Origin of the sequence: Duffyella gerundensis (genome assembly GCF_001517405.1) — a bacterium.
GTDB classification, from domain to species: domain Bacteria; phylum Pseudomonadota; class Gammaproteobacteria; order Enterobacterales; family Enterobacteriaceae; genus Duffyella; species Duffyella gerundensis.
This window is the reverse complement of record NZ_LN907827.1, coordinates 2,118,164-2,142,213: the sequence shown is the minus strand read 5'-3', so window position 1 is coordinate 2,142,213 and position 24,050 is coordinate 2,118,164. Positions and strand designations below refer to the sequence as shown.

Below are 24,050 nucleotides of genomic sequence, written 5' to 3'. Positions count from 1 at the left end.
ACTTTCCCCCAAACCACATGGCTGGCAGGCCGGGCTTCCCCGGCCTGATGGTACGCAATGATTTATGACGATTTTCGCACGCGCAAATACCATTCACACAGCAAACGTACCTGTTTGCGGGTATAGCCTTTTTCCATCATACGATCGACAAAGTCGTCATGCTTTTTCTGCTCATCCGTTGAGGTTTTGGCATTGAATGAAATAACCGGCAGCAGCTCTTCGGTATTCGAGAACATTTTTTTCTCAATCACCGTGCGCAATTTTTCATAGCTGGTCCAGTTAGGATTTCGCCCACTGTTCTGCGCCCGCGCCCGTAAGACAAAGTTAACAATCTCATTACGGAAGTCTTTGGGATTGCTGATGCCAGCCGGTTTTTCAATCTTCTCCAGTTCAGCGTTGAGTGATTCACGATCGAACAGCTGTCCGGTATCGGGATCGCGGTATTCCTGATCCTGAATCCAGAAATCAGCGTAGGTGACATAGCGATCAAAGATGTTCTGACCATATTCGGAATAGGATTCCAGATAGGCGGTCTGAATCTCTTTGCCAATAAACTCGGCATATTTAGGGATCAGATAGCCTTTGAGATGCTCGAGGTATTTATCCGCCTGCTCCTGAGGAAACTGTTCGCGCTCTATCTGCCGCTCAATGACATAGAACAGATGTACCGGGTTCGCCGCGACCTCGGCATGATCAAAGTTAAATACGCGTGACAGAATCTTAAAGGCAAAACGCGTCGACAGGCCGTTCATGCCTTCGTCGACGCCAGCATAATCGCGATATTCCTGATAGGACTTCGCTTTCGGATCGGTATCTTTAAGACTTTCGCCATCATAGACGCGCATTTTTGAGTAGGTGCTGGAGTTTTCCGGCTCCTTCAGACGTGAAAGGATTGAGAAGCGTGCCAGCGTTTCCAGCGTGCCTGGCGCACAGGGCGCGGTGGTCAGCTCACTGTGGGTCAGCAGTTTGTCGTAGATTTTGATCTCTTCCGACACGCGCAGGCAATACGGTACTTTGACGATGTAAACACGGTCAAGGAACGCTTCATTATTTTTGTTATTACGGAAGGTCACCCATTCTGATTCGTTAGAGTGAGCCAGAATGATGCCGTTAAAGGGCAGGGCAGAGATCCCCTCGGTGCCGTTATAGTTACCTTCCTGAGTGGCGGTTAACAGCGGGTGCAGCACTTTGATCGGTGCCTTAAACATCTCGACGAATTCCATGATGCCCTGATTGGCGCGGCACAACGCACCGGAGTAACCGTAGGCATCGGGATCGTTTTGCGCGTGGTTTTCCAGTTTACGAATATCCACTTTGCCGACCAGCGCGGAGATGTCCTGGTTGTTCTCATCACCCGGCTCGGTTTTCGCTATCGCCACCTGCTCGAGAATCGACGGCCAGACTTTAACCACCTTGAAACGGGTGATATCGCCGCCAAAGTCATGCAGGCGTTTGGCCGCCCAGGGTGACATGATGGTGCCGAGATAACGCCGTGGCACGCCATACTCTTTTTCCAGAATATGCGCATCTTCCTGCGGATTAAACAGGCAGAGCGGGTGGTCGTTGACCGGGCTGCGTTCGCCATCGGCGCTAAGTACGTAAATAGGCACGCGCTGCATCAGCGCTTTTAAGCGTTCAGCCAGCGAGGATTTACCGCCACCTACCGGGCCCAGCAGATAGAGAATTTGTTTCTTCTCTTCCAGCCCCTGGGCTGCATGACGCAGATAAGAGACAATCTGTTCGATCGCCTCTTCCATGCCGTAAAACTCTTCAAAGGCGGGATAACGCGCGATAACACGATTGGAAAACAAGCGGGAAAGGCGTGGCTCGAGAGCAGTATCAACCATTACTGGCTCACCAATGGCCATTAACAGTCGCTCTGCCGCGTTGGCGTATGCACTGCGATCCTGCTTACAGGTAGCAAGAAATTCCTGCAGTGTGAACTCTTCGTCCTTGGCAGCTTCATAACGCTGACGATAGTGATCGAATATATTCATAGCAATGCCCGTCCTTTTGTTTTTAGCACAGGTAAGGAGCGTAAAAGGAAACCCAGCTGCTCCCGGAAGATATCCTTTAATTAAGTACAGCAACCCTTATGCCAACCTGGCGTATTCTCCTGGAAATACACAAATTATAGGGTTACTCTTCTCTCAGAATTGAGTTGGTATGAGAGTTAACTGTAGATCGACCTCCAGATTAATTCTCGGGCAAAAAGCCCTTTTTGATGATTTTTCAATAAGAAAGTTTGCGAAACTTGCGTGGTTCCTGCATATAGCGCGGCCTGGCGGGGATTTGTAAATCTCGTGTGCCCTTCACTCTGTCACGGTTGATGCTATTTTGCTATATACGTTGCGCCACACAAACAGGTATACGCTGTCGCCTTAGCTGTGGCACCGATATTGTCATTGTTATATTTATGGAATGAATAAATTGTGAACTATTTCAAACTTAGCGCGCTGACCATTATTTTACCTTGTGCTTTTACCTCTGCATTAACGCAGGCGGAAACGCTCTCACTGGGTGCCTCAGTGCTTTATGCACAGAGCCCTTATCGCGGTGGGCAGGATCGTTATCTGCCGATTCCGATCATTAATTATGAAGGCGACAGCTTTTGGTTCCGTAGCCTGCAGGGAGGTTACTACCTGTGGAAAGATCAGCAGGATCAGCTGTCTTTAACGCTGGTGGGATCGCCGCAGAAATATGATCCTAAAGACAACGATCACAGCGACATGAAAGCGCTGGATAAGCGCCGCATGACGCTGATGGCGGGCGCAACCTATCGCCACACCGCCGAGTGGGGCGTGGTGCGCACCGCGTTATTAGGAGATGTGCTGAACAACAGCAACGGCATCATCTGGGATTTAACTTGGCTCTACCCGGTTAAGCTTGGTCAGCTTACGTTGACGCCGGGCATTGGTGCCTTGTGGAGCAGCGCCAATCAAAACCGCTACTATTTTGGCGTGTCAGATCATGAATCGACGCGTACCGGCATTAACAGCTACGATCCTGATGACAGCTGGAATCCGTACGTTGAGCTGAACGCCAGCTATCAGCTCAGCACGCAGTGGAATGCCACTGTCTCGGGTCGCTATACCCGTCTCGCCAGCGAAGTCAAAGACAGTCCGATGGTGGATCGCGACGATCAGGTTTCTGTCTGGACAGGCATCAGCTATTCATTCTAATCGTCCGCTGATCTGCACGATAAAAGGGCGCTTGCGCCCTTTTGTGCATTTACGGGGCGCAACAATGGCGCAACAGGAGGCAAGATGACACAGCATGTAAACCTTGGCGGTATCGCATTACCCGCTGTGGGACAGGGTACGTGGTTCATGGGTGAGCAGCCTGCTGAACAGCAGCGCGAAATAGCGGCGCTGCAGGCGGGCCTTGATGCCGGTTTGACGCTGATCGATACCGCGGAAATGTATGCTGAAGGCGGCGCGGAAAAGGTGGTCGGCATGGCGTTGAAGGGACGTCGCGATCGGGCATTTCTGGTATCGAAATTCTATCCCTGGCACGCCAGCGCGACTGAGGCGATAGACGCGTGCGAGCGCAGCCTGAAACGGCTACAGACCGATTATCTTGATCTCTATCTGCTGCACTGGCGTGGCAACGTGCCGCTGGAAGAGACGCTGCTGGCCATGCAGACGCTTCAGCAGCAGGGTAAAATCGGTCGCTGGGGCGTCTCTAACTTTGACGTCGAGGATCTGCATGAGCTGTGGCAGGAAGCGGGCGGTGATGCCTGTGCGACAAATCAGGTTCTCTATCATCTGGCTTCACGCGGTATCGAATACGATTTGCTGCCGGAATGTCAGCAGCGCAGCCTGCCGATAATGGCCTATTGTCCGCTGGCACAGGCAGGTAAATTGCGCCATCAGTTGCTTACGCATCCGTTGCTGCAGGAAATTGCACAACAAAAGGGCATCAGCGTGGCTCAGCTGTTACTGGCATGGGTTATCCGTAAAGAGGGTGTAATGGCGATTCCCAAAGCCAGTTCAACGGCGCATGTGAAAGAGAATGCGCTGGCGATGCAGGTCACGCTGAGCAGTGAAGAACTGGCGCTGATCAATCAGGCTTTTCCGCCGCCGAACGGCAAACAGCCGCTTGATATGGTATGACGCGGCGAGACGATGCTCGCCGCGGAGAGATTACGCTTTGCGGCGCAAGCGGAAGGTGGTAGCCAGTCGGGCAGGCGTTTCGCCCGCACTTTTCATCGGCTGGTTGATGCTCGCGGTCTCCACGCAAACCATGGTTTTGTAGCCGTCGTTGGCCATATCCTGCATGCTGCAGGAGAGCTCAGCGCCTGGGTTCCAGGTCACCACATCCTGATGATAATGGTGATATACCTCAATGATGCGGTTATTGGCCGCATCGTTGATCAGGCTGCAATCTTCGGGCTGCGTATAGATGCGGTCAACCCGCTGCGTATAACGCTGTTTGCCGTCATCAGAGGTGCCGTTTTCACCGTTTTTCACCTTATCGATGAAGGTGTTGCCTAAGCCAGTGACTTCCGTCTGGTTGATATCACCCACGGCAAAGTAGGTGTGCAGCGCTGCGGTAGCAGTGTAGTCGCCATGCGCTTCCAGCTCGATTTCACAGCGTTCGCCAATGCGGAAGCGGGCAAACAGCGTGAAGTCGTGCGGCCACAGCTTTTTCGTCTGCTCACTGCTTTCCAGCACAAAGGTCAGCATGACGCTCTGGTCATTTTCATCATGGGCGCTTAACGTCCACGGCAACGTACGGGCAAAGCCGTGCGCCGGTTCTCCCGCCGGACCAAACCACGGCCAGCAGATCGGCACGCCGCCGCGAATCGCCTTACCCGGCGAGAATGCGGATTTTTCACTGAGCCAAATCGCTGGCGCTTCGCCATTGGGCTGCCAGGCAATCAGCTGAGCACCCTGCAGGGTCACAGCTGCACGAAATAACGGGTGATTAATGGCGATAACCGGCAGTTCTCCCAGCTGGCGTTGTGAGAGATAAGGTGAAATCTGGTTAACCACCGGCAGCGAAAAAATGGTGTGGGTCATAAGCTAATCCTTCCATCAGCGGCACGATAAAAAAGGGCGACCGAAGTCGCCCTTTGCCTGAAACGGAGCTGCAAATTATTTTGCAGAAACCAGTGCAATCAGGTCGAGAACTTTGTTTGAGTAGCCAGTTTCGTTATCGTACCAGGAAACCAGTTTCACAAAGTTGTCGTTCAGGGCAATACCGGCCTTCGCATCAAATACAGAGGTCAGCACTTCGCCGTTGAAGTCAGTAGAAACCACGTCGTCTTCAACGTAGCCCAGTACATCTTTCATTTCGCCTTCAGCAGCGGCTTTGATCGCTTCACAAATTTCTTTGTAAGACGCTGGTTTTTCCAGACGTACAGTCAGGTCAACCACAGAAACGTTTGGCGTTGGTACGCGGAAAGCCATACCGGTCAGTTTGCCATTCAGTTCTGGCAGCACTTTGCCTACAGCTTTCGCTGCGCCAGTTGAAGATGGAATGATGTTCTGCGATGCGCCGCGGCCGCCGCGCCAGTCTTTGTGAGACGGGCCATCAACGGTTTTCTGGGTAGCGGTGGTCGCGTGAACGGTGGTCATCAGGCCTTCAACGATACCAAACTTGTCGTTGATAACTTTAGCCAGTGGCGCCAGGCAGTTGGTGGTACAGGAGGCGTTAGAAACGATATCCTGGCCAGCATATTTGTCGAAGTTGGCACCGCGAACAAACATTGGGGTGTCATCTTTCGATGGACCGGTCAGAACCACTTTCTTCGCGCCTGCAGCGATGTGTTTACGCGCAGTTTCGTCGGTCAGGAAGATACCGGTTGCTTCAGCAACAACATCAACACCTACGTCGCCCCATTTCAGGTTAGCCGGATCTTTCTCAGCGGTAACGCGAATGGTTTTGCCGTTTACGACCAGATGACCATCTTTCACGTCAACGGTACCGTCGAAACGGCCGTGAGTGGAGTCATACTTCAGCATGTAAGCCATGTATTCTGCATCCAGCAGATCGTTGATTGCCACGATCTCGATGTCAGAACGCTGCTGAGCAGCACGGAAAACGATGCGGCCGATACGGCCAAAACCGTTGATACCTACTTTGATAGTCATATATTCCACCAGCTATTTGTTAGTGAATAAAAGGTTGGCTGTAAAATTACAAAAACCTTACCAGGCGTCAAGCGGAATCGTGTCAATAGTTGCGACAGGTCAATTCCTCGGCGAGGAATTATTCCTCTGCCGATCGCCTCTGACAGCTGATTTTTGCTCACTTCGCTTTGCTTTGCACAGTCCTGAAAAGACCCTGCATTGCCAAGAGTGATCTTCATCACAAATTCAGACTCTTCTTGCTACCGAACAGGGCAGGGCACAAATTATTCAGCTGCCATTGTTAGGTGTTTGTTAGAATATTAGCCGAAATTTCCAGATTCACCTTCCTCGAGACCTTCAATTATGGCAAAACCCGATACGCACCATGCATCAGACGTTGAGCTGAACGAAATGCAGCGTTACGTTACCCAGCAACGTGGCACCGAACCGCCTTACTCAGGCGCGTTATTGCACAACAAAGCTGAAGGTATCTATCACTGCCTGGTCTGTAATGCACCGCTGTTTCTTTCTGAAAGCAAGTACGACTCCGGCTGTGGCTGGCCCAGTTTTTATGAGCCGGTGAAGGATGATGCGATTCGTTATCTGGAAGATAATACTCACGGCATGCACCGCACGGAAATCCGCTGTGGAAGTTGCGATGCGCACCTGGGCCACGTTTTCCCTGACGGCCCGCAGCCTACCGGCGAACGCTACTGCGTGAATTCTGCGTCAATGCGTTTTACCGACGACGACGGCAATCAGGTAAAAGGGTAAGCCATGGATAAGGATCTACAGAGTGTACTGGCGGCAATGACGCCAGAGGTTTATCAACGTCTGGCGACGGCCGTTGAGCTGGGGAAATGGCCAGACGGCGTGGCGCTGACCCCGGAACAAAAAGCGCATTCGCTACAGCTAGTGATGCTGTGGCAGTCTCAGCACAACGAGCAGGCGCAGCATATGAGCATTGCGAAGGGCGGCGATATCGTCACCAAAAGCAAAAAGCAGCTCAAGCAAGAACTGGGTATTGATGACGACATTACCCGGCTTACTCTGCACTAATATGACAAAGGCTGCCGCGGCAGCCTCTGTTTTTAAATCAGCGTCGCGCCCTGCGCGGCCATCTGTGCGAACGCGATGTCGCTGTCTTCCGGCGATAAATTTACCCCGCGACAGCCTGCTTTGATCACGTCAACCTGATAACCCAGCTCCAGCGCATCCAGCACGCTGTACTTCACGCAATAATCGGTTGCCAGCCCCAGCATCACTAAATGCGTAATGCCGCGCGCCTGCAACCAGCCGTGCAGTTCTGTCTGGCGCCGGTGACCGTTATCGAAAAAGGCGCTGTAGCTGTCGACATCCACATCTTCGCCTTTGTGGAAAATCGCTTCGATGACGCTGCGATCGAGCGCGGGATGAAAATCGGCGCCCGGGCTGTGTTGAATCGCGTGATCGGGCCACCAAATTTGCGGCAGACCGTTGAGTTCGCCGAGGGTATAAACCGGTTCGCCAGAAACCGAAGCAAAACTGCCGTGTCTGGCAGGGTGCCAGTCCTGTAAAGCGATCACGCATTCACCACGTTGCTTAAACGCCTGTGCATACTGATTTGCTACTTCAACGGTTAAATCGCCCTCGGCTACCGCCATCGGCCCGCCGGGGCAAAAATCGTTTTGCAGATCGATAAGTACCAGTGCCCGTTTCATTGTTTCTCCTGCTTATTCGTCAGGGGTGAGTTCGCCGCGCAGGTTAGCCTGCATCTGCTGGCGGACCTGATCGCTGGTCAATGACTGGCTGAGCAGGAAGTGCAGCTTGGTCAGCGTCGCCTCCACCGTCAGGTCAGAACCGCTGACGACACCAGCATGCGCCAGCGCGTTGCCGGTGGCGTAACCGCCCATATTGACCTTGCCGGACATACACTGCGTCAGGTTCACCACCACGATGCCGCGTTCTGCTGCCTGCTTCAGCTCATTAATAAACTCCGGGTTTTGCGGCGCATTACCAACGCCGTACGAGCGCAAAATCAGCGCTTTGACTGGTTGTCGTAAAAAGTTGCGCACCACCTCCGCAGAAATCCCCGGATAGATAGTGACCACGCCGATTGGCTGTGGCGTGATCGGATGAACGATCAGCTCACCCTTGCCCTGTGGCGCAGGCGGCGTGCCGAGGCGGCGAATATGAATACCCGCTTCCAGCAACGGCGCCAGATTTGGCGAGGCAAAAGCATTGAAACCGTCGGCGTGGGCTTTGGTGGTGCGGTTGCCGCGAAACAGCGTGTTATTAAAGAACAAGGTGACTTCGCTGATGGGATAGTTGGCCGCGACAAACAGCGAATTGAGTAGATTCTGCTGACCATCAGAACGCAGCTCAGCCAGCGGAATTTGCGAGCCGGTGACGATCACGGGTTTGGTGAGGTTTTCCAGCATAAACGACAGCGCCGATGCGGTGAACGCCATGGTGTCGGTACCGTGCAGGATCACAAAGCCATCATAGCGATCGTAGTTCTTTTTGATGTCATTGGCGATGGCCAGCCAGTCTTCAGGGGTCATGTCTGAAGAGTCCATCAGCGGCTGATATTCATGAATGGTAAACAGCGGCATTTCGGCGCGGTGGAACTCGGGCATATTGGCCAGCTGCTGCTGAAGATGTCCTGAAACCGGAATATAGCCCTGCGCTGAACGCTGCATCCCGATGGTTCCGCCCGTATAGGCGACGTAAATATTTTTCTTATGCATGGGTAACTCAGGCTTGCCACGAAAGGCGCATTATAGAAGGAAAGCGGGGGAAAAACAGCCCGACCAGTGGCCGGGCTGTGAACTTTATCGCACCTGTCCGCAGGTCAGACAGAAGGCATAACGATGGGCCGGATCGTTCATTTTGGTCATCATGCCAGGCTGAGATTGCATGGCTGACATCACTTCGGCAACCGGCGCAGGCAGCAGCGCCTGGACGGCAGCAGGCAGCGTGGCGCGAACCGATGCGTCAACCTGATTAAGCATCATGTCAACCAGTCCTGGTTCATCCTGGTACCAGCTCAGCTGCGGCTGACTCAGTTTGGCCAGCGCGGCCGCTTTGTCGACGGCATCATCAAAGTCGCCCAGCGCGTCCACCAGACCATTGGCTTTGGCATCGCTGCCGGTCCAGACATGGCCCTGCGCAATCTGATCGATCTCTTGCGGCGTTTTGTTACGCGATTTGGCAACCAGACCAATGAAGTTTTTATAGCCGCTTTCAATGCTGATTTGCATCATCTGCTGCACTTCTGGCGGCAACGCCTTGGTGGTTGATACGTCGGCCAGCGGCGATGTAGCAACGCCATCGCCATGCACGCCAATTTCGTTCAGGCTGTTTTCAACGGTGTTGATGACGCCAAAAATACCAATTGAACCGGTTAGTGTGGTTGGGCTGGCCAAAATGTAATCCGCTGGCGTAGAGATCCAGTAGCCGCCGGAGGCCGCCATGCCGCCCATTGAGACTACCACCGGCTTGCCGGCTGCACGCGCCGCCGCCAGCTCTTCGCGAATCACCTCAGAAGCGGTAACGCTGCCGCCAGGGCTGTTCACACGGAACACGATCGCCTTGATTTTAGGATCGAGACGCGCTTCACGAATTTGCATGGCGGTGGTGTCGCCGCCAACGCTGCTGGCGGTCTCTTCGCCATCCATGATGGCACCGTTAGCCAGGATTACCGCGATATTGCCGTTATCCTGGGTGCTGGCGTGCAGCGGATAATCGTAAATGCTGATCGCATGATAATCGTTGCTCTGCTTGTCCCAGCCAAAGGTTTTGCTGAACAGCTGCTCAATGTTGGCTCGCGTGGCGAGCTGATCTACCAGCTTGTTATCAAGCGCATACTTCGCGGTATCGCCTTCTGCTTTCTGCAGGCCGACAATCACGCCCTGAGCACCCGGGAACAGCTGATCCGGGGTAATCTGGCGGTTAGCGGAAACGGTATTGAGATAGTTCTGCCACAGCTCGCCAATCCAGCGGCTGTCCGCTTCGCGGGCGGCAGGCGACATGTCATCACGCAGGAAGGGTTCCACGGCAGACTTATAGGTACCCACGCGGAAGACGTGCGAGCTGACCTTTAACTTATCCAGCAGCGATTTGTAGTAAAGGCCGTTAGTGGCAAAACCGTGCAGGTCAACCGCGCCCTGCGGCGAGAGATAGATTTTATTGGCATAGCTGGCCAGATAATATTGTGCCTGCGTGTAGCTGTCGCCGGTGGCGAATATAGGTTTGCCCGCGTCACGGAACTGGCGCAGCGCTTTACCGATGTATTGCAGCGAAGGCTGATCGGCGCCGGCAAAATCGCGTAAATCGAGCACAATGCCGGTGATGTTTTTGTCATCTCTTGCCTGGCGAATGGCATCAACGACATCAAACAGGGAGTTTTCTTTGAGGCGATCGCTGCTGGCACCCAGAAGCTGACGGCTCAGTTTGCTGAGCTTATTGCTGACCGAGGGCTTATCCACCACCACGCCGGTCAGATCGATTTTTAGCGCGCCGCGCTGCACATCAGCGGGAGCAGACGCATGATTAATTTGCAGCCAGATGCCTACGCCCACCAGCACTAAAAAAATCAAAAAAAGGTTCAGGATAAATTCCCTGATAAAATTTAAAACGCGCCAGCTCCACTTAAAGAAACCAGCAATAATTCGCCACAAGGTGCGCATAGCATCTCCCTATTATCTCATTCAGACCGCAGAGGTCCGATTACCGCACTCATCCTAAAGAGCGGCGTGCTAAAAGTCAGCATGAAATCGAGCGCGACTGTTACAAAGTGCTGGCCTGTGCTAGTTTGTTGTTAATGCTAATCATTATCAGGAGGCTCAGATGGATGCGCTGGATTTATTGGTAAACCGACGTTCTGCATCGCGGCTCAGTGAGCCCGCGCCAGCCGGCGAGGCGCTGGAGAATATCATCAGGGCGGGCATGCGCGCCCCCGATCACGGTACACTTCAGCCATGGCGCTTCATTATTGTCGAAGGGGAAGGGCGCGAACGCTTCAGCCAGCTGCTGGAAAAATGCGCGCGCGATGATGACATGGAACAGAAGGCGATTGATAAAGCGCAAAAATCGCCATTCCGCGCACCGATGATCATTACTGTGGTGGCGCATTGCGAAGCACATCATAAAGTCCCGCGCTGGGAACAGGTGGTGTCCGCAGGCTGTGCGGTGATGGCCATGCAGATGGCGGCGCAGGCGCAGGGCTTTAACGGCATCTGGCGTAGCGGCCCATGGACCGATCACGCGGCGGTGCGTGAGGCGTTTGGCTGCCGCGAGCAGGATGCCATTGTGGGCTTTCTCTACTTAGGTACGCCGCAACTTAAATCCTCCACTACCGTTCTGCCACCCGATCACGCGCCGTTTGTCCGTTATTTCTGATGGCGTAAAGCAGGGCAGTGCTTGCCCTGCCGGGCTTGCCGTGTGCCCTGTCCGCGAAATTTCTCAATCCCCTTATCAGCTTACGTTGAAAACGCTACTATAGCCGCCGCAAAATCTTGCGATGCCGCGCGCATCTCGGCGCAATCTGCTGGTGCGCAGGCGCCGCAGCACGTTAAGATTTCGCCTCTCTGCACAGGGCTGATTAAGCCCTGGCGGATTTATTCGGCGCAAGACAACGCCGAGGATTTTTGTCTTTTCGAGTAGAAGGTTGCCGGCAACAGATGCGTTTGTTTATTGCAGAAAAACCCAGCCTCGCCCGCGCCATTGCAGATGTGCTGCCCAAGCCACATCGTCGCGGCGATGGCTTCATTGCCTGTGGCAACGATCAAATGGTGACCTGGTGCGTAGGTCACCTGCTGGAGCAGGCTCAGCCGGACAGCTATGACAGTAAGTACGCCCGTTGGTCACTGGCCGATCTGCCTATCGTACCGGAAAAATGGCAGCTGCAGCCGCGTCCGTCGGTGGCGAAACAGCTGAAAGTGATCAAAGGCTTACTGACGCAGGCCTCACAAGTGGTGCACGCAGGCGATCCGGACCGCGAAGGCCAGCTGCTGGTCGATGAAGTGATCGACTATCTTGGTCTGTCGGCAGAGAAACGCGAAAAAGTGCAGCGCTGCCTGATTAACGATCTCAATCCGCAGGCGGTGGAGAAGGCGATTGGCCGGCTGCGTGAAAACCGTGAGTTTGTGCCACTTTGTGTCTCTGCGCTGGCCCGTTCTCGCGCCGACTGGCTTTACGGCATCAATATGACCCGTGCCTATACGCTGCTGGGGCGCAACGCTGGTTACGATGGTGTGCTTTCGGTCGGACGGGTGCAAACGCCGGTGTTAGGGCTGGTGGTGCGCCGCGATGAAGAGATCGAAAACTTCGTCGCCAAAGACTATTTCGAAGTCAAAGCGCACATTATTACGCCCGATGGCGTACGGTTTACCGCGCTATGGCAGCCCAGCGAATCCTGTGAACCCTGGCAGGATGAAGAGGGCCGATTGCTGCACCGTCCGCTGGCCGATCACGTAGTAGCGCGTATTCAGGGTGTGCCAGCTAGGGTCAGCGGCTATCAGGATAAGCGTGAAAGTGAAACCGCGCCGCTGCCGTTCTCTCTCTCCAGCCTACAAATTGAAGCCGCTAAGCGTTTTGGGCTGAGTGCGCAAACCGTGCTGGATACCTGCCAGCGGCTCTATGAAACGCACAAGCTGATCACCTATCCGCGCTCGGACAGCCGGTATCTGCCCGATGAGCATTTCAACGGACGTCACGCGGTGCTCAAGGCGATTCAGCAGCATCAGCCGACGCTGGCGTTGCCGGAAGATGCCGATACTAATCGCCGTAACCGCTGCTGGGATGATAAAAAAGTTGACGCTCACCACGCCATCATTCCAACTGCACGCAGCAGCAGCGTTAATCTCAGTGAAAACGAAGCCAATATTTATGCGCTGGTGGCCAGACAATATTTGATGCAATTCTGTCAGGATGCGCTGTTCCGCAAATGCGTGATCGATCTCGATATTGCGGGCGGCAAATTCAGCGCCAGAGCCCGTTTTCTGGCGGAAGCGGGCTGGCGCGCCATGCTGGGAAGCAAAGAGCGCGATGAGGAAAATGACGGTACGCCGCTGCCGGTGGTGGCTAAAGGCGATGAGCTGCACTGTGAGCATGGCGAAGTGCTGGCCAAGCAAACGCAGCCACCGCGGCCCTTCACCGATGCGACGTTGCTCTCCGCCATGACCGGCATTGCCCGCTTTGTGCAGGATAAAGATCTAAAGAAAATCCTCCGATCGACCGATGGTTTAGGCACTGAGGCGACACGTGCCGGCATCATTGAGCTGCTATTCAAACGTACCTTCTTGTTTAAGCAGGGGCGCGCCATTCATGCCAGCGAAGCGGGGCGCGCCCTGATTCATTCGCTGCCGGAAATGGCTGCCCGGCCCGATATGACCGCGCAGTGGGAATCAACGCTGACTAAAATCAGCGAGAAGCAGTGTCGCTATCAGGACTTTATGCAGCCGCTGGTTGAGACGCTCTATCAGCTTATTGCGCAGGCGCGTCAACAACCCGCTGCGCATGCATTCCGTGGCCTGCCCGCAGCAAAAAAAGGCAGCCGCCCGGCTAAACAGACGACCTATCGGAGAAAGACCAGTGCGAAAAAGAGCGGCGGCAATAGCAATAATGTTGATGGTCAGTAGTGCAGCGATGGCGCACCGTGAAGAGTACAACTCAATGCCTTCTCAGGGCGGTAACGCGGATGTGGTGGTTGATCTGCCGCCGGAAGTCTGGACGCAAAATCAGCAGCGGCAGCAGGATGACTGTCAGCGTTGCTGTACTTACGAGAATCGGCGCTACAGTGAAGGATCGCTCGTTAAAGCGGAGGGCATTATTCTGCAATGTTCCCGTGACGAGAAATCACTGGGCACCAATAATTTGATCTGGAAAGTCCTGAAATAGTCGAACGGGCCGCGGATCAGCCGCGGCTCGTTGCGATTACAGCGTAAAGCTGGCCCAGACCGGCGCATGATCGGAGGGCTTCTCCATCGCACGGATCTGATAATCGATGCCGGTTTCAGCAAGGCGTTCCGCCAGTGGCTGGCTGGCCAGCAGCAGGTCGATGCGCAATCCGCGATTGTCATCAAACCCTTTGGAACGGTAGTCAAACCACGAGAACTGCTCGTTATCTTCAGGATGCTGCAGGCGCCAGGTATCGACCAGCCCCCAGCCCAGCAGCCGATCCATCCATTCACGCTCTTCCGGTAAAAATGAACATTTGCCGGTTCGCAGCCAGCGTTTGCGGCTCTCTTCACCAATGCCAATATCCAGATCGGTTGCGCTGATGTTCATATCACCCATCACCAGGATGGGCTTATCCATTGGCTGCGCCTGCAGATAATCCTGTAAATCGCGATAAAAGCGCGCCTTGGCGGGAAACTTGGTGGGATGGTCGCGGCTTTCGCCTTGGGGGAAATAGCCGTTAATCACCGTGATGTCGCCCAGCGGGCTCGGGATGTCGGCCATGATCAGCCGACGCTGCGCGTCTTCTTCATCGCCGGGAAAACCATAACGCACCTCGGTGGGGGCGGTTTTAGTCAGCAGCGCCACGCCATAATGGCCTTTCTGGCCGTGATAAAAAACGTGATAGCCCAGCTTACTGACCTCTTCAAGCGGAAACATATCGTCATGGACTTTTGTTTCCTGCAGGCCGATGACGTCAGGCTGGTGCTGTTCAACCAACGCGGCCAGTTGATGAGGACGCGCGCGCAGCCCATTGATGTTAAAAGAAACAAATTTCATTTCAGTTGCCATAGTGCAGGGAAAATATGCCGCGATGGTAGCAGAGAGCCCGGCGGATTGTCGAAGCTTCTACAGGCGCGAGGGTGAATTTAACGAGGCGGAAGGGCGGCAGACACCCTGGCATTGCGAATCAACAGGCGTCATTTTCGGGCAGGATGAAGCGTACGAAATTAACAGAACAGGGAATAACAAGAAGTGTTCAGGAAAATAGAGCAAGTAGGAGCGAGGCGAACTGAAATGGTGGTGGGAGAAGGATTCGAACCTTCGAAGTCTGTGACGGCAGATTTACAGTCTGCTCCCTTTGGCCGCTCGGGAATCCCACCGGGGATCATGTTGTAATACATGCATTCAGTTTAACGTGCTTAGCAGCAGCGAAGTAAATGGTGGTGGGAGAAGGATTCGAACCTTCGAAGTCTGTGACGGCAGATTTACAGTCTGCTCCCTTTGGCCGCTCGGGAACCCCACCACGGGGCTGCTTATTACTGAAAGCGGGCGCATCATACCAAATGAAATGTGGCTGTAAAGCGCCATCATCATAAAGCCGCGGCGTTTGCCCATTATTTAAACATCATGCTGGTTCGTCATACAAACCAGCATGAAAAGGCTTATAAAATGATGGTGCGGTTGCCGTAAACAAACACCCGTTGCCCCAGCACTTTATACAGCGCACGACTCAGCACGTTCTTTTCGACGTCACGACCAGCACGCATCATATCTTCAGCGGTGTAATTGTGATCAACGTGAATCACATCCTGCATGATGATCGGGCCTTCATCGAGATTATCATTCACATAGTGCGCCGTGGCGCCAATGATTTTCACCCCGCGCTCATACGCCTGATGATAAGGACGTGCGCCGATAAACGCCGGTAAAAATGAGTGGTGAATATTAATAATCTGATTGGGGAAGCGCTGAACAAAGGCAGGCGTTAACACGCGCATATATTTGGCCAACACAACATAGTCAGGCTGGTGGCGCTCAATCTCCACGGCCATATTAATGTCATGCTCTTCGCGCGTCAGGCCTTCATGGCTGACTAACACAAACGGAATGTCAAAGCGTTCAACCAGCGTGCGCAGCGTATCGTGATTACCGATGACGGCTGCGATCTCCACATCCAGCCCACCGTAAGCGCTTTTCATCAGCAGATCGCCAAGACAGTGCGCTTCTTTAGTGACCAGAATGACGATGCGCCGACGACCGGCAGAGTTCAGCTCGCGAGTGGCACCCTGCGGCAGGGCGCCATCCAGATCGGCCAACAGGGTTGCGTCGTTGAAAATACCTTCCAGCTCGGTGCGCATAAAAAAGCGCCCGGTGCGATGGTCAACGAACTCGTTGTTTTGCACGATGTTAAGCTCGTGCTTGTAACAAATATTGGTGATTTTGGCGATCAGGCCTTTTGCATCCGGACAAACGGTCCGAAGCACTTTTCTTTCGATGGTTTGCGCTTGCATATCAATTAGCATCCTGTGAAACAATCAATCCGCTGGTTTTTGAGCCAGACATCAAAGGCCGCAGCATTTTTTGTATTTTTTGCCCGAGCCACATGGACAGGCGTCATTGCGGCCTGGCTGCGGGTACGTACCGTCGACATAGTACCAGCGATGATCCTCGCGAAGAAAGCGCGAACGTTCATAGATAAAGCCGTTGGTATGGTTTTCGACATAGCGCGCAAAAAAGGTTACCAGGCTTTCATTCTCATGGTTTCCCGCTTCGCAAGCGGTTACATTCAATCCAAGCCATTGTGTATTTTGAAAACTTTCAGATAATGACGCACTTAGTGAAGGCGAACGCTGAGCGGGATGCCAGGTGGCCAGCAGCCAGGCAAGGTCGTGCTTAACGTAGGCGCTGTAGCGTGAACGCATCAGGGCTTCTGCTGTAGGGGGCTGAGCAGCCCGCGCTAAGTAGGGCTGGCAACATAGGCTATACTGCTGGCCACTGCAGCAGGGACAGGGTTCTGACACGTTAACTCCAAACTGTGATTAATGAGAGCGTTTACAAGCGCCCTATGTTACCCGAGTCAGGGAATTGAAGTCATCAGGGTGATGCCGCTGAGAGTAGAGGTTGTATGAGACAGGTAAAAATAGGCCTGGCCCTTGGCGCAGGCGCGGCAAAAGGCTGGGCGCACATCGGCGTGATTAAGGCGCTGGAGCGGGCGGGCATTCAGATAGATGTCGTGGCGGGGTGTTCGGTCGGCGCGTTGGTCGGCTCTGCCTACGTTAACCAGCGTCTTCCGCTGATGGAAAAGTGGGTCTGCTCATTCAGCTATTGGGATGTCATCCGGCTTATGGATTTTTCCTGGCGGCGTGGCGGCCTGCTGCGCGGCGAGAAGGTATTTAATCATATTCATCGTCTGATTCCGCACGAGACCATCGAGGAATGCGGCAAACCCTTCGGCGTGGTGGCCACCAACTTAAGCACCGGGCGTGAGCTCTGGCTAACCGATGGTGATCTACAGCGTGCCGTGCGCGCCTCTTGCAGTATGCCCGGCCTTCTGGCGCCAGTAAGCTACAATGGATACTGGTTGGTGGATGGCGCGGTGGTCAACCCGGTTCCTGTCTCACTGACACGCGCCCTTGGAGCAGATATTGTGATCGCCGTTGATTTACAACATGATGCTCACCTCATGCAGCAGGATCTCCTGTCCGTCACACCGCCGGTGGATGAGCCGGTAGCACCTGAAAGCCGCGGCTGGCGTACGTCAATCCGCCAGCGGCTAATGGGTATGACTCAAAGGCGGAATAATCAGACGCCCGGTGCGATGGAGATCATGACGACCTCTATTCAAATGCTGGAAAACCGCGTCAAGCGCCATCGTATGGCAGGCGATCCGCCAGATGTACTGATTCAGCCCTTCTGTCCGCAGATATCGACGCTGGATTTTCATCGGGCAGAAGAGGCGATTGCCGCAGGGAAAGCGGCCGTAGAGAAGAAAATGGATGAGCTTTTACCACTATTACGAAACATTTGATTGTGCCTGAACAAAAAACACAACGAGTTCAGCCAATTCTGACAGGCAAAACAGCAGTTTTTGAGCCACTATTGAAATATCTGGTACCAGGGGGAGATAAATGGAAAAGCCGCTAATTGGGAAAAAGATTCTCATCATTGAAGATGAGGTCATTTTCCGCTCTCTGCTGGAAAACTTCCTCCAGGCAATGGGTGGCGAAATCGCTACCGCTGGTGACGGTCTTGAAGGGATTGAGAAGCTTAAGGTCGCCGCGCCGGATCTGATTATTTGCGATCTTGAAATGCCACGCATGAACGGCATCAAGTTTGTGGAGCATCTGCGTACGCAGGGCTCGGTGATCCCTGTGTTAGTGATTTCGGCCACCGAAAACATGGCAGATATCGCCCACGTGCTGCGCCTTGGCGTGCAGGATGTGCTACTGAAACCGCTTAAAAATCTTGAGCGACTGCGCGAAGCCGTTTACGAATGCCTCTATCCCTCAATGTTTACCTCAAAAGTAGAAGAGGATGAACAGCTGTTTCAGGATTGGGATGCGCTGGTGCGCGATCCCAGCGCCGCCGCCAAGCTGTTGAAACAGTTGCAGCCGCCGGTGCAGCAAACCATCGCTAACTGCCGGATCAATTATCGCCAGCTGACGATGGCCGAGCAGCCAGGCCTGGTCCTGGATATCGCTGCGCTCTCGGATAAAGATCTGGCGTTTTATTGTCTGGATGTCACGCGAGCAGGGGATAACGGCGTGCTGGCCGCCTTGTTGTTGCGTGCGCTGTTTAACGGCCTGTTGCAGGAGCAGATTTCAGAGCGCAAACAAAGGCTGCCGGAATTAACCGGGCTGTTAAAACAGGTGAACCTTTTATTACGGCAGGCTAATTTACAGGGGCAATTTCCGCTGCTGGTGGGTTATTACCATCAGACCTTAAAGAGCCTTATCCTCGTTTCTGCTGGTTTAAACGCCACTTTGAACATTAATACTCATCAAATACAGCTGAGCAATGGTGTTCCGCTCGGCACAATGGGAAGCACACATCTTAATCAAATAAGCCAAAAAGGCGATGCATGGCAATGCCAGGTGTGGGGCGCTGGTGGCAGGCTGCGCCTGATGTTAGCGACCGATTAAGCCAGTAAAAAATATATTTTTTGGCACTTCCCAGCAGTGCCAAATTTAAGCTTTACACTTGGGTAATAATCTTAATTTCGTCGGATATGACCTAACCAGGATAAATCCGGCGCTATTCACCTGATATACTCATTTCGTTTTTAAATCGACATATCAAGTAATAACTTGAACTGCCTAAGAGGGGTATCTTAATGTCTGCCTATAAGTCAAAAGTAAAAAAAGCGGTAATCCCAGTTGCAGGTTTAGGCACGCGTATGCTGCCTGCCACCAAAGCAATTCCAAAAGAAATGTTACCGCTGGTTGATAAGCCACTGATCCAGTATGTCGTGAACGAATGTATCGCTGCCGGTATCAACGAAATCGTACTGGTTACCCACTCTTCAAAAAATGCTATCGAAAACCATTTTGATACCAGCTTTGAACTTGAGTCCATGCTGGAAAAACGCGTTAAGCGTCAGCTTCTGGACGAAATCCAGTCAATCTGCCCACCACACGTGACCATCATGCAGGTTCGTCAGGGTATCGCTAAAGGCCTGGGCCACGCTGTTATGTGTGCGCAGCCACTGGTTGGCAACGAGCCATTCGTGGTTATCCTGCCAGACGTGATCATTGATGAATATGAATCCGATCTGTCTAAAGAAAACCTGGCAGAAATGCTGCAGCGTTATGACGAAACCGGCCGTAGCCAGATCATGGTTGAGCCCGTTGCCGATGTAACCGCTTACGGCGTGGTTGATTGCCAGGGCGCAACCCTGAACCCAGGTGACAGCGCACCAATGGTGGGCGTAGTTGAGAAGCCTAAAGCGGCTGAAGCGCCTTCTAACCTGGCGGTAGTGGGTCGTTATGTCCTGTCTGCTGATATCTGGCCTCTGCTGGCTAAAACCCCAGCGGGCGCAGGCGGCGAAGTACAGCTGACTGACTCCATTGCAATGCTGATGGAAAAAGAGACCGTTGAAGCGTATCACCTGAAAGGTGTGAGCCATGACTGCGGCAACAAGCTGGGCTACATGCAAGCATTCGTTGAATACGGCGTGCGTCATGAAACGCTGGGTAGCGACTTTAAAAAGTGGCTTGAAAGCGAAGTCGGCAGCAACAAGTAATTATTAGGAACGGGATAACTCAATGAAAGTCTCCGTATTTGGTATCGGCTATGTTGGTCTGGTTCAGGCTGCAGTATTGGCTGAAGTCGGACATGACGTTCTTTGTGTCGATGTTGACGCGAATAAAGTCGAAAATCTGAAAAAGGGCATCATCCCTATTTATGAGCCGGGCCTTACCCCGCTGGTAAAACAGAACTATGAAGCGGGCCGCCTGAAGTTCACTACCGACGCGGAAGAAGGCGTTAACCACGGTGTGATGCAGTTCATCGCAGTGGGCACGCCTCCTGATGAAGATGGCTCTGCAGATCTGAAATATGTGACGGCAGTAGCCCGTACCATTGCTCAGTACATGACCGAGCACAAAGTGGTGCTGGATAAATCTACCGTACCGGTTGGCACGGCAGATAAAGTACGCGCAGTAATGGAAGAGACCCTGAAGGCGCGCGGCCTTGACGTTACGTTTGACGTGGTGTCGAACCCAGAGTTTCTGAAAGAAGGCGCGGCGGTCAGCGACTGTATGCGTCCTGAGCGTATTGTTGTCGGTACTGACAATGACGACGTAGTTGAACTGCTGCGTGAACTCTACGAGCCGTTTAACCGCAATCACGATCGTCTGATCCTGATGGATATCCGTAGTGCTGAGCTGACCAAATATGCGGCTAACTGCATGCTGGCCACCAAAATCAGCTTTATGAATGAGATGTCTAACCTGGCTGAACGCCTGGGTGCCGACATCGAGAAAGTGCGCCAGGGGATCGGTTCTGATCCACGTATTGGCTACCACTTCATCTATCCAGGCTGTGGCTACGGCGGTTCATGTTTCCCGAAAGATGTGCAGGCGTTAATTCGCACGGCTGAATCTATCGGTTATACACCGCGCCTGCTGCAGGCGGTTGAAGATGTGAATGACAAGCAGAAAACCAAGCTGCCAACGTTTATCAAACGTCATTTCGGTGATGACCTCAAAGGGAAAACCTTTGCATTGTGGGGTCTCTCTTTTAAACCGAATACCGATGATATGCGTGAGGCGTCAAGTCGTGTACTGATGGAAACGCTGTGGGAAGCGGGCGCCAGCGTACAGGCATTTGACCCAGAAGCAATGGATGAAGCACAGCGCATTTACGGACACCGTAGTGACCTGAAACTGATGGGCACGAAAGAATCTGCTCTGCAGGGTGCTGATGGCCTGGTCATCTGTACCGAATGGCAGAACTTCCGCGCACCGGATTTTGACGTCATTAAAAATGCCCTAAAAGAACCCGTGATTTTTGATGGTCGTAACCTGTATGATCCAGAAAGAATCAGCAAACGCGGTTTCGTTTATTATGCAATCGGCCGCGGGAAGTCTATCGACATTGCATAATTAACGAGGAAAGTATGAAATATCTGGTTACCGGCGCAGCAGGTTTTATTGGTTTTCATGTTAGCCAGCGCCTGCTGGACGCCGGTCACCAGGTTGTCGGTCTCGACAACCTGAATGATTATTACGATATCAGCCTCAAGCAAGCCCGTCTGGATCAACTCCTTCACCATCCTCAGTTTTCGTTCTGTCATGGCGATCTTGCCGATCGGCAGGCCATTGCCTCGCTATTTGAACAGAATGGCTTTGAGCGGGTGATACATCTGGCCGCCCAGGCTGGCGTACGTTATTCCATTGATAACCCTCACGCCTATGCTGATGCCAATTTAGTAGGTCACCTCAATATTCTCGAAGGATGCCGCCATCATAAGATTGGCCATTTATTATACGCGTCCTCCAGTTCTGTTTATGGATTAAATCGTAAAACGCCTTTTTCAACCGATGACAGCGTTGATCATCCGGTATCGCTCTATGCCGCGACCAAAAAGGCTAATGAGTTAATGTCGCACACCTATTCCCATCTTTATAATCTGCCCACCACAGGCCTGCGCTTTTTTACCGTGTATGGTCCATGGGGTCGGCCTGATATGGCTTTATTAAATTTACTAAAGCAATCATCGCGGGCGAAAGCATTGATGTTTATAACCACGGAAAAATGCGCCGCGATTTCACTTATATTGATGATATTGCCGAAGCTATCGTGCGTTTACAGGATGTGATTCCGCAACGTGATGAAAACTGGACGGTAGAAACAGGCTCGCCAGCAACCAGCTCTGCGCCATATCGTGTATATAATATTGGCAACAGTCAGCCAGTGACGCTGATGGCTTATATTGAGGCGCTGGAGAAAGCGTTGGGTATTGAGGCCAAAAAGAATCTGCTGCCAATGCAGCCTGGGGATGTACTGGAAACCAGTGCCGATACCAGTGCGCTTTACGAAACGATTGGTTTTAAACCGGAAACAACGGTGGAAGAGGGCATTGCCCGTTTTGTCAGCTGGTATAAAGCATTCTATCAACAATAAACCAGTGGAATTAAAAAAAGGAAGCCTGGCTTCCTTTTTTTATGCCCTGCATGATGTGATTAAGTGACAAAGTTTCGTCATTAAAACCCCATTAATAGATGGGGCTAAAAGCGTAGCACCTTAAAAGCGTTAAAGCAGGAAGTCATCCAGCTGTTTGCCTTCATCTTCGATAGCTTTCTTAATCACCGCTGGCGTACGGCCCTGACCAGTCCAGGTTCTGGCTTCGCCATTTTCATCAGTGTAGTGATATTTAGCCGGACGGGCCGCACGCTTGGTCTTGCCAGGTGCTTTAGTCGCCGCCATGGTCTGCAGTAATTCATTAGGATCAATGCCGTCAGCAATCAGCATTTCACGATATTGTTGCAGTTTGCGCGTACGCTCTTCGTTTTCTGCTGCGGTTTGATTATCTTCTTCGCGGCGTTCATTAACGACAACTTCTAATTTTTCCAGCATTTCTTCCAGCGTTTCGAGGGTGCACTCTCTGGCCTGAGCGCGAAGGGTGCGGATGTTGTTTAAAATTTTAAGGGCTTCGCTCATTATCTTAATCTCTTTTATATATTCATCGGGAGAGTTGTTCTGCCAGGTAATAGTAGTGATGGCAAAAAAGAACTGCAATAGTTAATTTTGTAAGAAACTCACAAATCCTATTTTAGCAGCATTGTGTAATGAAAAATAAACCCTATAACGCGAGCACTTAACCCGCTTAGCCCCTTATAAAATTAGAATTAATCATTGATAGCTAGCAAAGTGCCCTTTTTTAACTGCCGCTACGCTCGTAGTTATATCCGTAATCTTTTGTCAGCCATAAACAGATTCATTAAGCCTTTTCTCATTTGAATATGCCGTTAATCGCCTTGTTGATTAGCGGTTGCGGCAGAACGTAATGGCATTTAATCCGTTGCAGCGGCATTTCATCCTGTCGGCTAAATCTTAACGGCAGGCTTTTAAAACAGATAACGCGCTTAACATTAACCTGGGGGCAGGTTGCTGTCTTAGTGAAAATTTTCGCCTGCATGTTAGAATCGGCGGCATAAATATCTTTTACTGCGGAGCCCAGCCCGATGGCGCAGCTTTATTTCTATTATTCGGCGATGAATGCCGGAAAATCTACTGCCCTGTTACAATCTTCCTATAATTATCAGGAGCGAGGCATGCGCTCCGTCGTTTACACCGCAGAAATTGACGATCGCTTTGGTGCCGGACAGGTCAGCTCACGTATCGGACTCAGTTCGCCAGCCAGCCTGTTTAATACCCAAACCGCGCTTTATACGGAAATTTCCTCTAAGCATCAGCGGCAGCCTATTCACTGCGTGCTTATTGATGAATGCCAGTTCCTGACGAAAGAGCAGGTCAGGGAATTGTCAGATGTGGTCGACGAACTGGATATACCGGTGCTCTGTTACGGTTTGCGCACCGATTTTCGCGGTGAGCTGTTTAGTGGTAGTGAATATCTGCTCGCGTGGGCGGATAAGCTGGTCGAGCTGAAAACTATTTGTCATTGCGGACGCAAAGCGACCATGGTGCTACGGCTGGACAGCGAAGGGCGTCCCCGTCACGAAGGGGAGCAAGTTGTGATTGGCGGCAACGAGCGTTATGTATCGGTCTGCCGTAAGCATTATAAGCAGGCGTTGAGCAGCGGTTCGCTGGAAGAGGTTCATGGCGTACCCGTGCGTTCGATTTGAC

The 24,050-nt window shown here is 52.6% G+C and carries 23 protein-coding genes, 2 tRNA genes and 1 pseudogene; 14 read left to right on the top strand and 12 right to left on the bottom strand.

Annotation, left to right across the window (positions count from 1 at the left end):
• Positions 1 to 62: 62 nt before the first annotated feature.
• Positions 63 to 1,997, bottom strand: coding sequence for a protein kinase YeaG (gene yeaG, locus EM595_RS09930; RefSeq protein WP_067431136.1), 1,935 nt, complete (start codon positions 1,995 to 1,997; stop codon positions 63 to 65).
• A gap of 435 nt (positions 1,998 to 2,432) precedes the next feature.
• Here yeaG and EM595_RS09925 point away from each other — a divergent pair, with 435 nt between their 5' ends.
• The gene (locus tag EM595_RS09925; protein ID WP_067431133.1) at positions 2,433 to 3,182 is read left to right on the top strand and encodes a MipA/OmpV family protein; all 750 of its coding nucleotides are present in this window, start codon (positions 2,433 to 2,435) and stop codon (positions 3,180 to 3,182) included.
• Positions 3,183 to 3,266: 84 nt separating this feature from the next.
• Positions 3,267 to 4,115, top strand: a complete 849-nt coding sequence (locus tag EM595_RS09920; RefSeq protein WP_067431130.1) for an aldo/keto reductase — start codon at positions 3,267 to 3,269, stop codon at positions 4,113 to 4,115.
• 30 nt (positions 4,116 to 4,145) lie between these two features.
• Here the strand turns inward: EM595_RS09920 and EM595_RS09915 are convergent, their stop codons facing one another.
• Entirely contained in the window at positions 4,146 to 5,024 is an 879-nt protein-coding gene (locus EM595_RS09915; RefSeq protein WP_067431127.1) for a D-hexose-6-phosphate mutarotase, read from the bottom strand.
• A gap of 75 nt (positions 5,025 to 5,099) precedes the next feature.
• Entirely contained in the window at positions 5,100 to 6,098 is a 999-nt protein-coding gene (gapA, locus tag EM595_RS09910; protein WP_067431125.1) for a glyceraldehyde-3-phosphate dehydrogenase, read from the bottom strand.
• A 342-nt stretch (positions 6,099 to 6,440) separates the two neighbouring features.
• On the opposite strand from gapA, the gene msrB reads away from it, so the two are divergent.
• Positions 6,441 to 6,851: a peptide-methionine (R)-S-oxide reductase MsrB gene (msrB, locus tag EM595_RS09905; RefSeq protein WP_067431122.1), complete on the top strand. Its 411-nt coding sequence runs from the start codon at positions 6,441 to 6,443 to the stop codon at positions 6,849 to 6,851.
• Positions 6,852 to 6,854: 3 nt separating this feature from the next.
• On the top strand, positions 6,855 to 7,136 hold the full coding sequence (locus EM595_RS09900) for a YeaC family protein (RefSeq protein WP_067431120.1): 282 nt from the start codon (positions 6,855 to 6,857) through the stop codon (positions 7,134 to 7,136).
• Between the two features lie 32 nt (positions 7,137 to 7,168).
• Here EM595_RS09900 and pncA read toward each other — a convergent pair whose 3' ends face one another.
• The 3 genes from pncA to sppA all read right to left on the bottom strand — a co-directional run bounded on the left by pncA (position 7,169) and on the right by sppA (position 10,747).
• Positions 7,169 to 7,777 (bottom strand): bifunctional nicotinamidase/pyrazinamidase, encoded by a 609-nt coding sequence (pncA, locus tag EM595_RS09895; protein ID WP_067431117.1) that lies wholly within the window; start codon positions 7,775 to 7,777, stop codon positions 7,169 to 7,171.
• Between the two features lie 12 nt (positions 7,778 to 7,789).
• On the bottom strand, positions 7,790 to 8,806 hold the full coding sequence (gene ansA, locus EM595_RS09890) for an asparaginase (RefSeq protein WP_067431114.1): 1,017 nt from the start codon (positions 8,804 to 8,806) through the stop codon (positions 7,790 to 7,792).
• Positions 8,807 to 8,890: 84 nt separating this feature from the next.
• Positions 8,891 to 10,747: a signal peptide peptidase SppA gene (gene sppA / locus EM595_RS09885; protein WP_067431111.1), complete on the bottom strand. Its 1,857-nt coding sequence runs from the start codon at positions 10,745 to 10,747 to the stop codon at positions 8,891 to 8,893.
• A gap of 160 nt (positions 10,748 to 10,907) precedes the next feature.
• On the opposite strand from sppA, the gene EM595_RS09880 reads away from it, so the two are divergent.
• The 3 genes from EM595_RS09880 to EM595_RS09870 all read left to right on the top strand — a co-directional run bounded on the left by EM595_RS09880 (position 10,908) and on the right by EM595_RS09870 (position 13,958).
• Positions 10,908 to 11,459 (top strand): NAD(P)H nitroreductase, encoded by a 552-nt coding sequence (locus EM595_RS09880; RefSeq protein ID WP_067431108.1) that lies wholly within the window; start codon positions 10,908 to 10,910, stop codon positions 11,457 to 11,459.
• 281 nt (positions 11,460 to 11,740) lie between these two features.
• Complete coding sequence (locus EM595_RS09875) at positions 11,741 to 13,699, top strand: DNA topoisomerase III (protein ID WP_067431105.1); 1,959 nt, start codon at positions 11,741 to 11,743, stop codon at positions 13,697 to 13,699.
• Positions 13,689 to 13,958, top strand: a complete 270-nt coding sequence (locus EM595_RS09870) for a DUF1496 domain-containing protein (protein ID WP_225701623.1) — start codon at positions 13,689 to 13,691, stop codon at positions 13,956 to 13,958. The genes EM595_RS09875 and EM595_RS09870 overlap by 11 nt, the downstream gene beginning before the upstream one ends.
• A 36-nt stretch (positions 13,959 to 13,994) precedes the next feature.
• On the opposite strand, the gene xthA is transcribed toward EM595_RS09870, so the two are convergent.
• From xthA to EM595_RS09845, 5 genes are all read right to left on the bottom strand, one after another.
• On the bottom strand, positions 13,995 to 14,798 hold the full coding sequence (xthA, locus tag EM595_RS09865) for an exodeoxyribonuclease III (RefSeq protein WP_067431098.1): 804 nt from the start codon (positions 14,796 to 14,798) through the stop codon (positions 13,995 to 13,997).
• A 238-nt stretch (positions 14,799 to 15,036) separates the two neighbouring features.
• A tRNA-Tyr gene (locus EM595_RS09860) sits at positions 15,037 to 15,121 on the bottom strand.
• A 58-nt stretch (positions 15,122 to 15,179) separates the two neighbouring features.
• A tRNA-Tyr gene (locus EM595_RS09855) sits at positions 15,180 to 15,264 on the bottom strand.
• 139 nt (positions 15,265 to 15,403) lie between these two features.
• Positions 15,404 to 16,252, bottom strand: a complete 849-nt coding sequence (gene purU / locus EM595_RS09850; RefSeq protein ID WP_067431095.1) for a formyltetrahydrofolate deformylase — start codon at positions 16,250 to 16,252, stop codon at positions 15,404 to 15,406.
• Positions 16,253 to 16,303: 51 nt separating this feature from the next.
• Positions 16,304 to 16,762: a YchJ family protein gene (locus EM595_RS09845; protein WP_067431092.1), complete on the bottom strand. Its 459-nt coding sequence runs from the start codon at positions 16,760 to 16,762 to the stop codon at positions 16,304 to 16,306.
• Between the two features lie 104 nt (positions 16,763 to 16,866).
• On the opposite strand from EM595_RS09845, the gene rssA reads away from it, so the two are divergent.
• From rssA to EM595_RS21460, 6 genes and pseudogenes are all read left to right on the top strand, one after another.
• Positions 16,867 to 17,769: a patatin-like phospholipase RssA gene (gene rssA, locus EM595_RS09840; protein WP_067431089.1), complete on the top strand. Its 903-nt coding sequence runs from the start codon at positions 16,867 to 16,869 to the stop codon at positions 17,767 to 17,769.
• A 100-nt stretch (positions 17,770 to 17,869) separates the two neighbouring features.
• Positions 17,870 to 18,883, top strand: coding sequence for a two-component system response regulator RssB (gene rssB, locus EM595_RS09835; RefSeq protein ID WP_067431086.1), 1,014 nt, complete (start codon positions 17,870 to 17,872; stop codon positions 18,881 to 18,883).
• 191 nt (positions 18,884 to 19,074) lie between these two features.
• A complete protein-coding gene (gene galU, locus EM595_RS09830; protein ID WP_067431082.1) occupies positions 19,075 to 19,983 on the top strand; it encodes a UTP--glucose-1-phosphate uridylyltransferase GalU in 909 nt (302 codons plus the stop codon).
• 22 nt (positions 19,984 to 20,005) lie between these two features.
• The gene (locus EM595_RS09825) at positions 20,006 to 21,346 is read left to right on the top strand and encodes a UDP-glucose dehydrogenase family protein (RefSeq protein WP_067431080.1); all 1,341 of its coding nucleotides are present in this window, start codon (positions 20,006 to 20,008) and stop codon (positions 21,344 to 21,346) included.
• A 14-nt stretch (positions 21,347 to 21,360) separates the two neighbouring features.
• Positions 21,361 to 21,995 (top strand): annotated as a pseudogene (locus EM595_RS09820) (NAD-dependent epimerase/dehydratase family protein); the annotation flags it as partial.
• A 3-nt stretch (positions 21,996 to 21,998) separates the two neighbouring features.
• Complete coding sequence (locus tag EM595_RS21460) at positions 21,999 to 22,367, top strand: Rossmann-fold NAD(P)-binding domain-containing protein (RefSeq protein WP_269446969.1); 369 nt, start codon at positions 21,999 to 22,001, stop codon at positions 22,365 to 22,367.
• A gap of 129 nt (positions 22,368 to 22,496) precedes the next feature.
• On the opposite strand, the gene hns is transcribed toward EM595_RS21460, so the two are convergent.
• On the bottom strand, positions 22,497 to 22,904 hold the full coding sequence (gene hns, locus EM595_RS09815; protein WP_067435349.1) for a histone-like nucleoid-structuring protein H-NS: 408 nt from the start codon (positions 22,902 to 22,904) through the stop codon (positions 22,497 to 22,499).
• Between the two features lie 524 nt (positions 22,905 to 23,428).
• Between hns and tdk the strand changes: the two genes are divergently transcribed.
• Positions 23,429 to 24,049: a thymidine kinase gene (tdk, locus tag EM595_RS09810; protein WP_067431077.1), complete on the top strand. Its 621-nt coding sequence runs from the start codon at positions 23,429 to 23,431 to the stop codon at positions 24,047 to 24,049.
• Position 24,050 lies beyond the last annotated feature (1 nt).

Coding starts and splice junctions, on each gene's coding strand:
- yeaG (WP_067431136.1), bottom strand. CDS start 1,997: ATGAATATATTCGATCACTATCGTCAGCGTTATGAAGCTGCCAAGGAC.
- EM595_RS09920 (WP_067431130.1), top strand. CDS start 3,267: ATGACACAGCATGTAAACCTTGGCGGTATCGCATTACCCGCTGTGGGA.
- EM595_RS09915 (WP_067431127.1), bottom strand. CDS start 5,024: ATGACCCACACCATTTTTTCGCTGCCGGTGGTTAACCAGATTTCACCT.
- gapA (WP_067431125.1), bottom strand. CDS start 6,098: ATGACTATCAAAGTAGGTATCAACGGTTTTGGCCGTATCGGCCGCATC.
- msrB (WP_067431122.1), top strand. CDS start 6,441: ATGGCAAAACCCGATACGCACCATGCATCAGACGTTGAGCTGAACGAA.
- EM595_RS09900 (WP_067431120.1), top strand. CDS start 6,855: ATGGATAAGGATCTACAGAGTGTACTGGCGGCAATGACGCCAGAGGTT.
- pncA (WP_067431117.1), bottom strand. CDS start 7,777: ATGAAACGGGCACTGGTACTTATCGATCTGCAAAACGATTTTTGCCCC.
- ansA (WP_067431114.1), bottom strand. CDS start 8,806: ATGCATAAGAAAAATATTTACGTCGCCTATACGGGCGGAACCATCGGG.
- sppA (WP_067431111.1), bottom strand. CDS start 10,747: ATGCGCACCTTGTGGCGAATTATTGCTGGTTTCTTTAAGTGGAGCTGG.
- EM595_RS09880 (WP_067431108.1), top strand. CDS start 10,908: ATGGATGCGCTGGATTTATTGGTAAACCGACGTTCTGCATCGCGGCTC.
- EM595_RS09875 (WP_067431105.1), top strand. CDS start 11,741: ATGCGTTTGTTTATTGCAGAAAAACCCAGCCTCGCCCGCGCCATTGCA.
- EM595_RS09870 (WP_225701623.1), top strand. CDS start 13,689: ATGGTCAGTAGTGCAGCGATGGCGCACCGTGAAGAGTACAACTCAATG.
- xthA (WP_067431098.1), bottom strand. CDS start 14,798: ATGAAATTTGTTTCTTTTAACATCAATGGGCTGCGCGCGCGTCCTCAT.
- purU (WP_067431095.1), bottom strand. CDS start 16,252: ATGCAAGCGCAAACCATCGAAAGAAAAGTGCTTCGGACCGTTTGTCCG.
- rssA (WP_067431089.1), top strand. CDS start 16,867: ATGAGACAGGTAAAAATAGGCCTGGCCCTTGGCGCAGGCGCGGCAAAA.
- rssB (WP_067431086.1), top strand. CDS start 17,870: ATGGAAAAGCCGCTAATTGGGAAAAAGATTCTCATCATTGAAGATGAG.
- galU (WP_067431082.1), top strand. CDS start 19,075: ATGTCTGCCTATAAGTCAAAAGTAAAAAAAGCGGTAATCCCAGTTGCA.
- EM595_RS09825 (WP_067431080.1), top strand. CDS start 20,006: ATGAAAGTCTCCGTATTTGGTATCGGCTATGTTGGTCTGGTTCAGGCT.
- EM595_RS21460 (WP_269446969.1), top strand. CDS start 21,999: ATGCGCCGCGATTTCACTTATATTGATGATATTGCCGAAGCTATCGTG.
- hns (WP_067435349.1), bottom strand. CDS start 22,904: ATGAGCGAAGCCCTTAAAATTTTAAACAACATCCGCACCCTTCGCGCT.
- tdk (WP_067431077.1), top strand. CDS start 23,429: ATGGCGCAGCTTTATTTCTATTATTCGGCGATGAATGCCGGAAAATCT.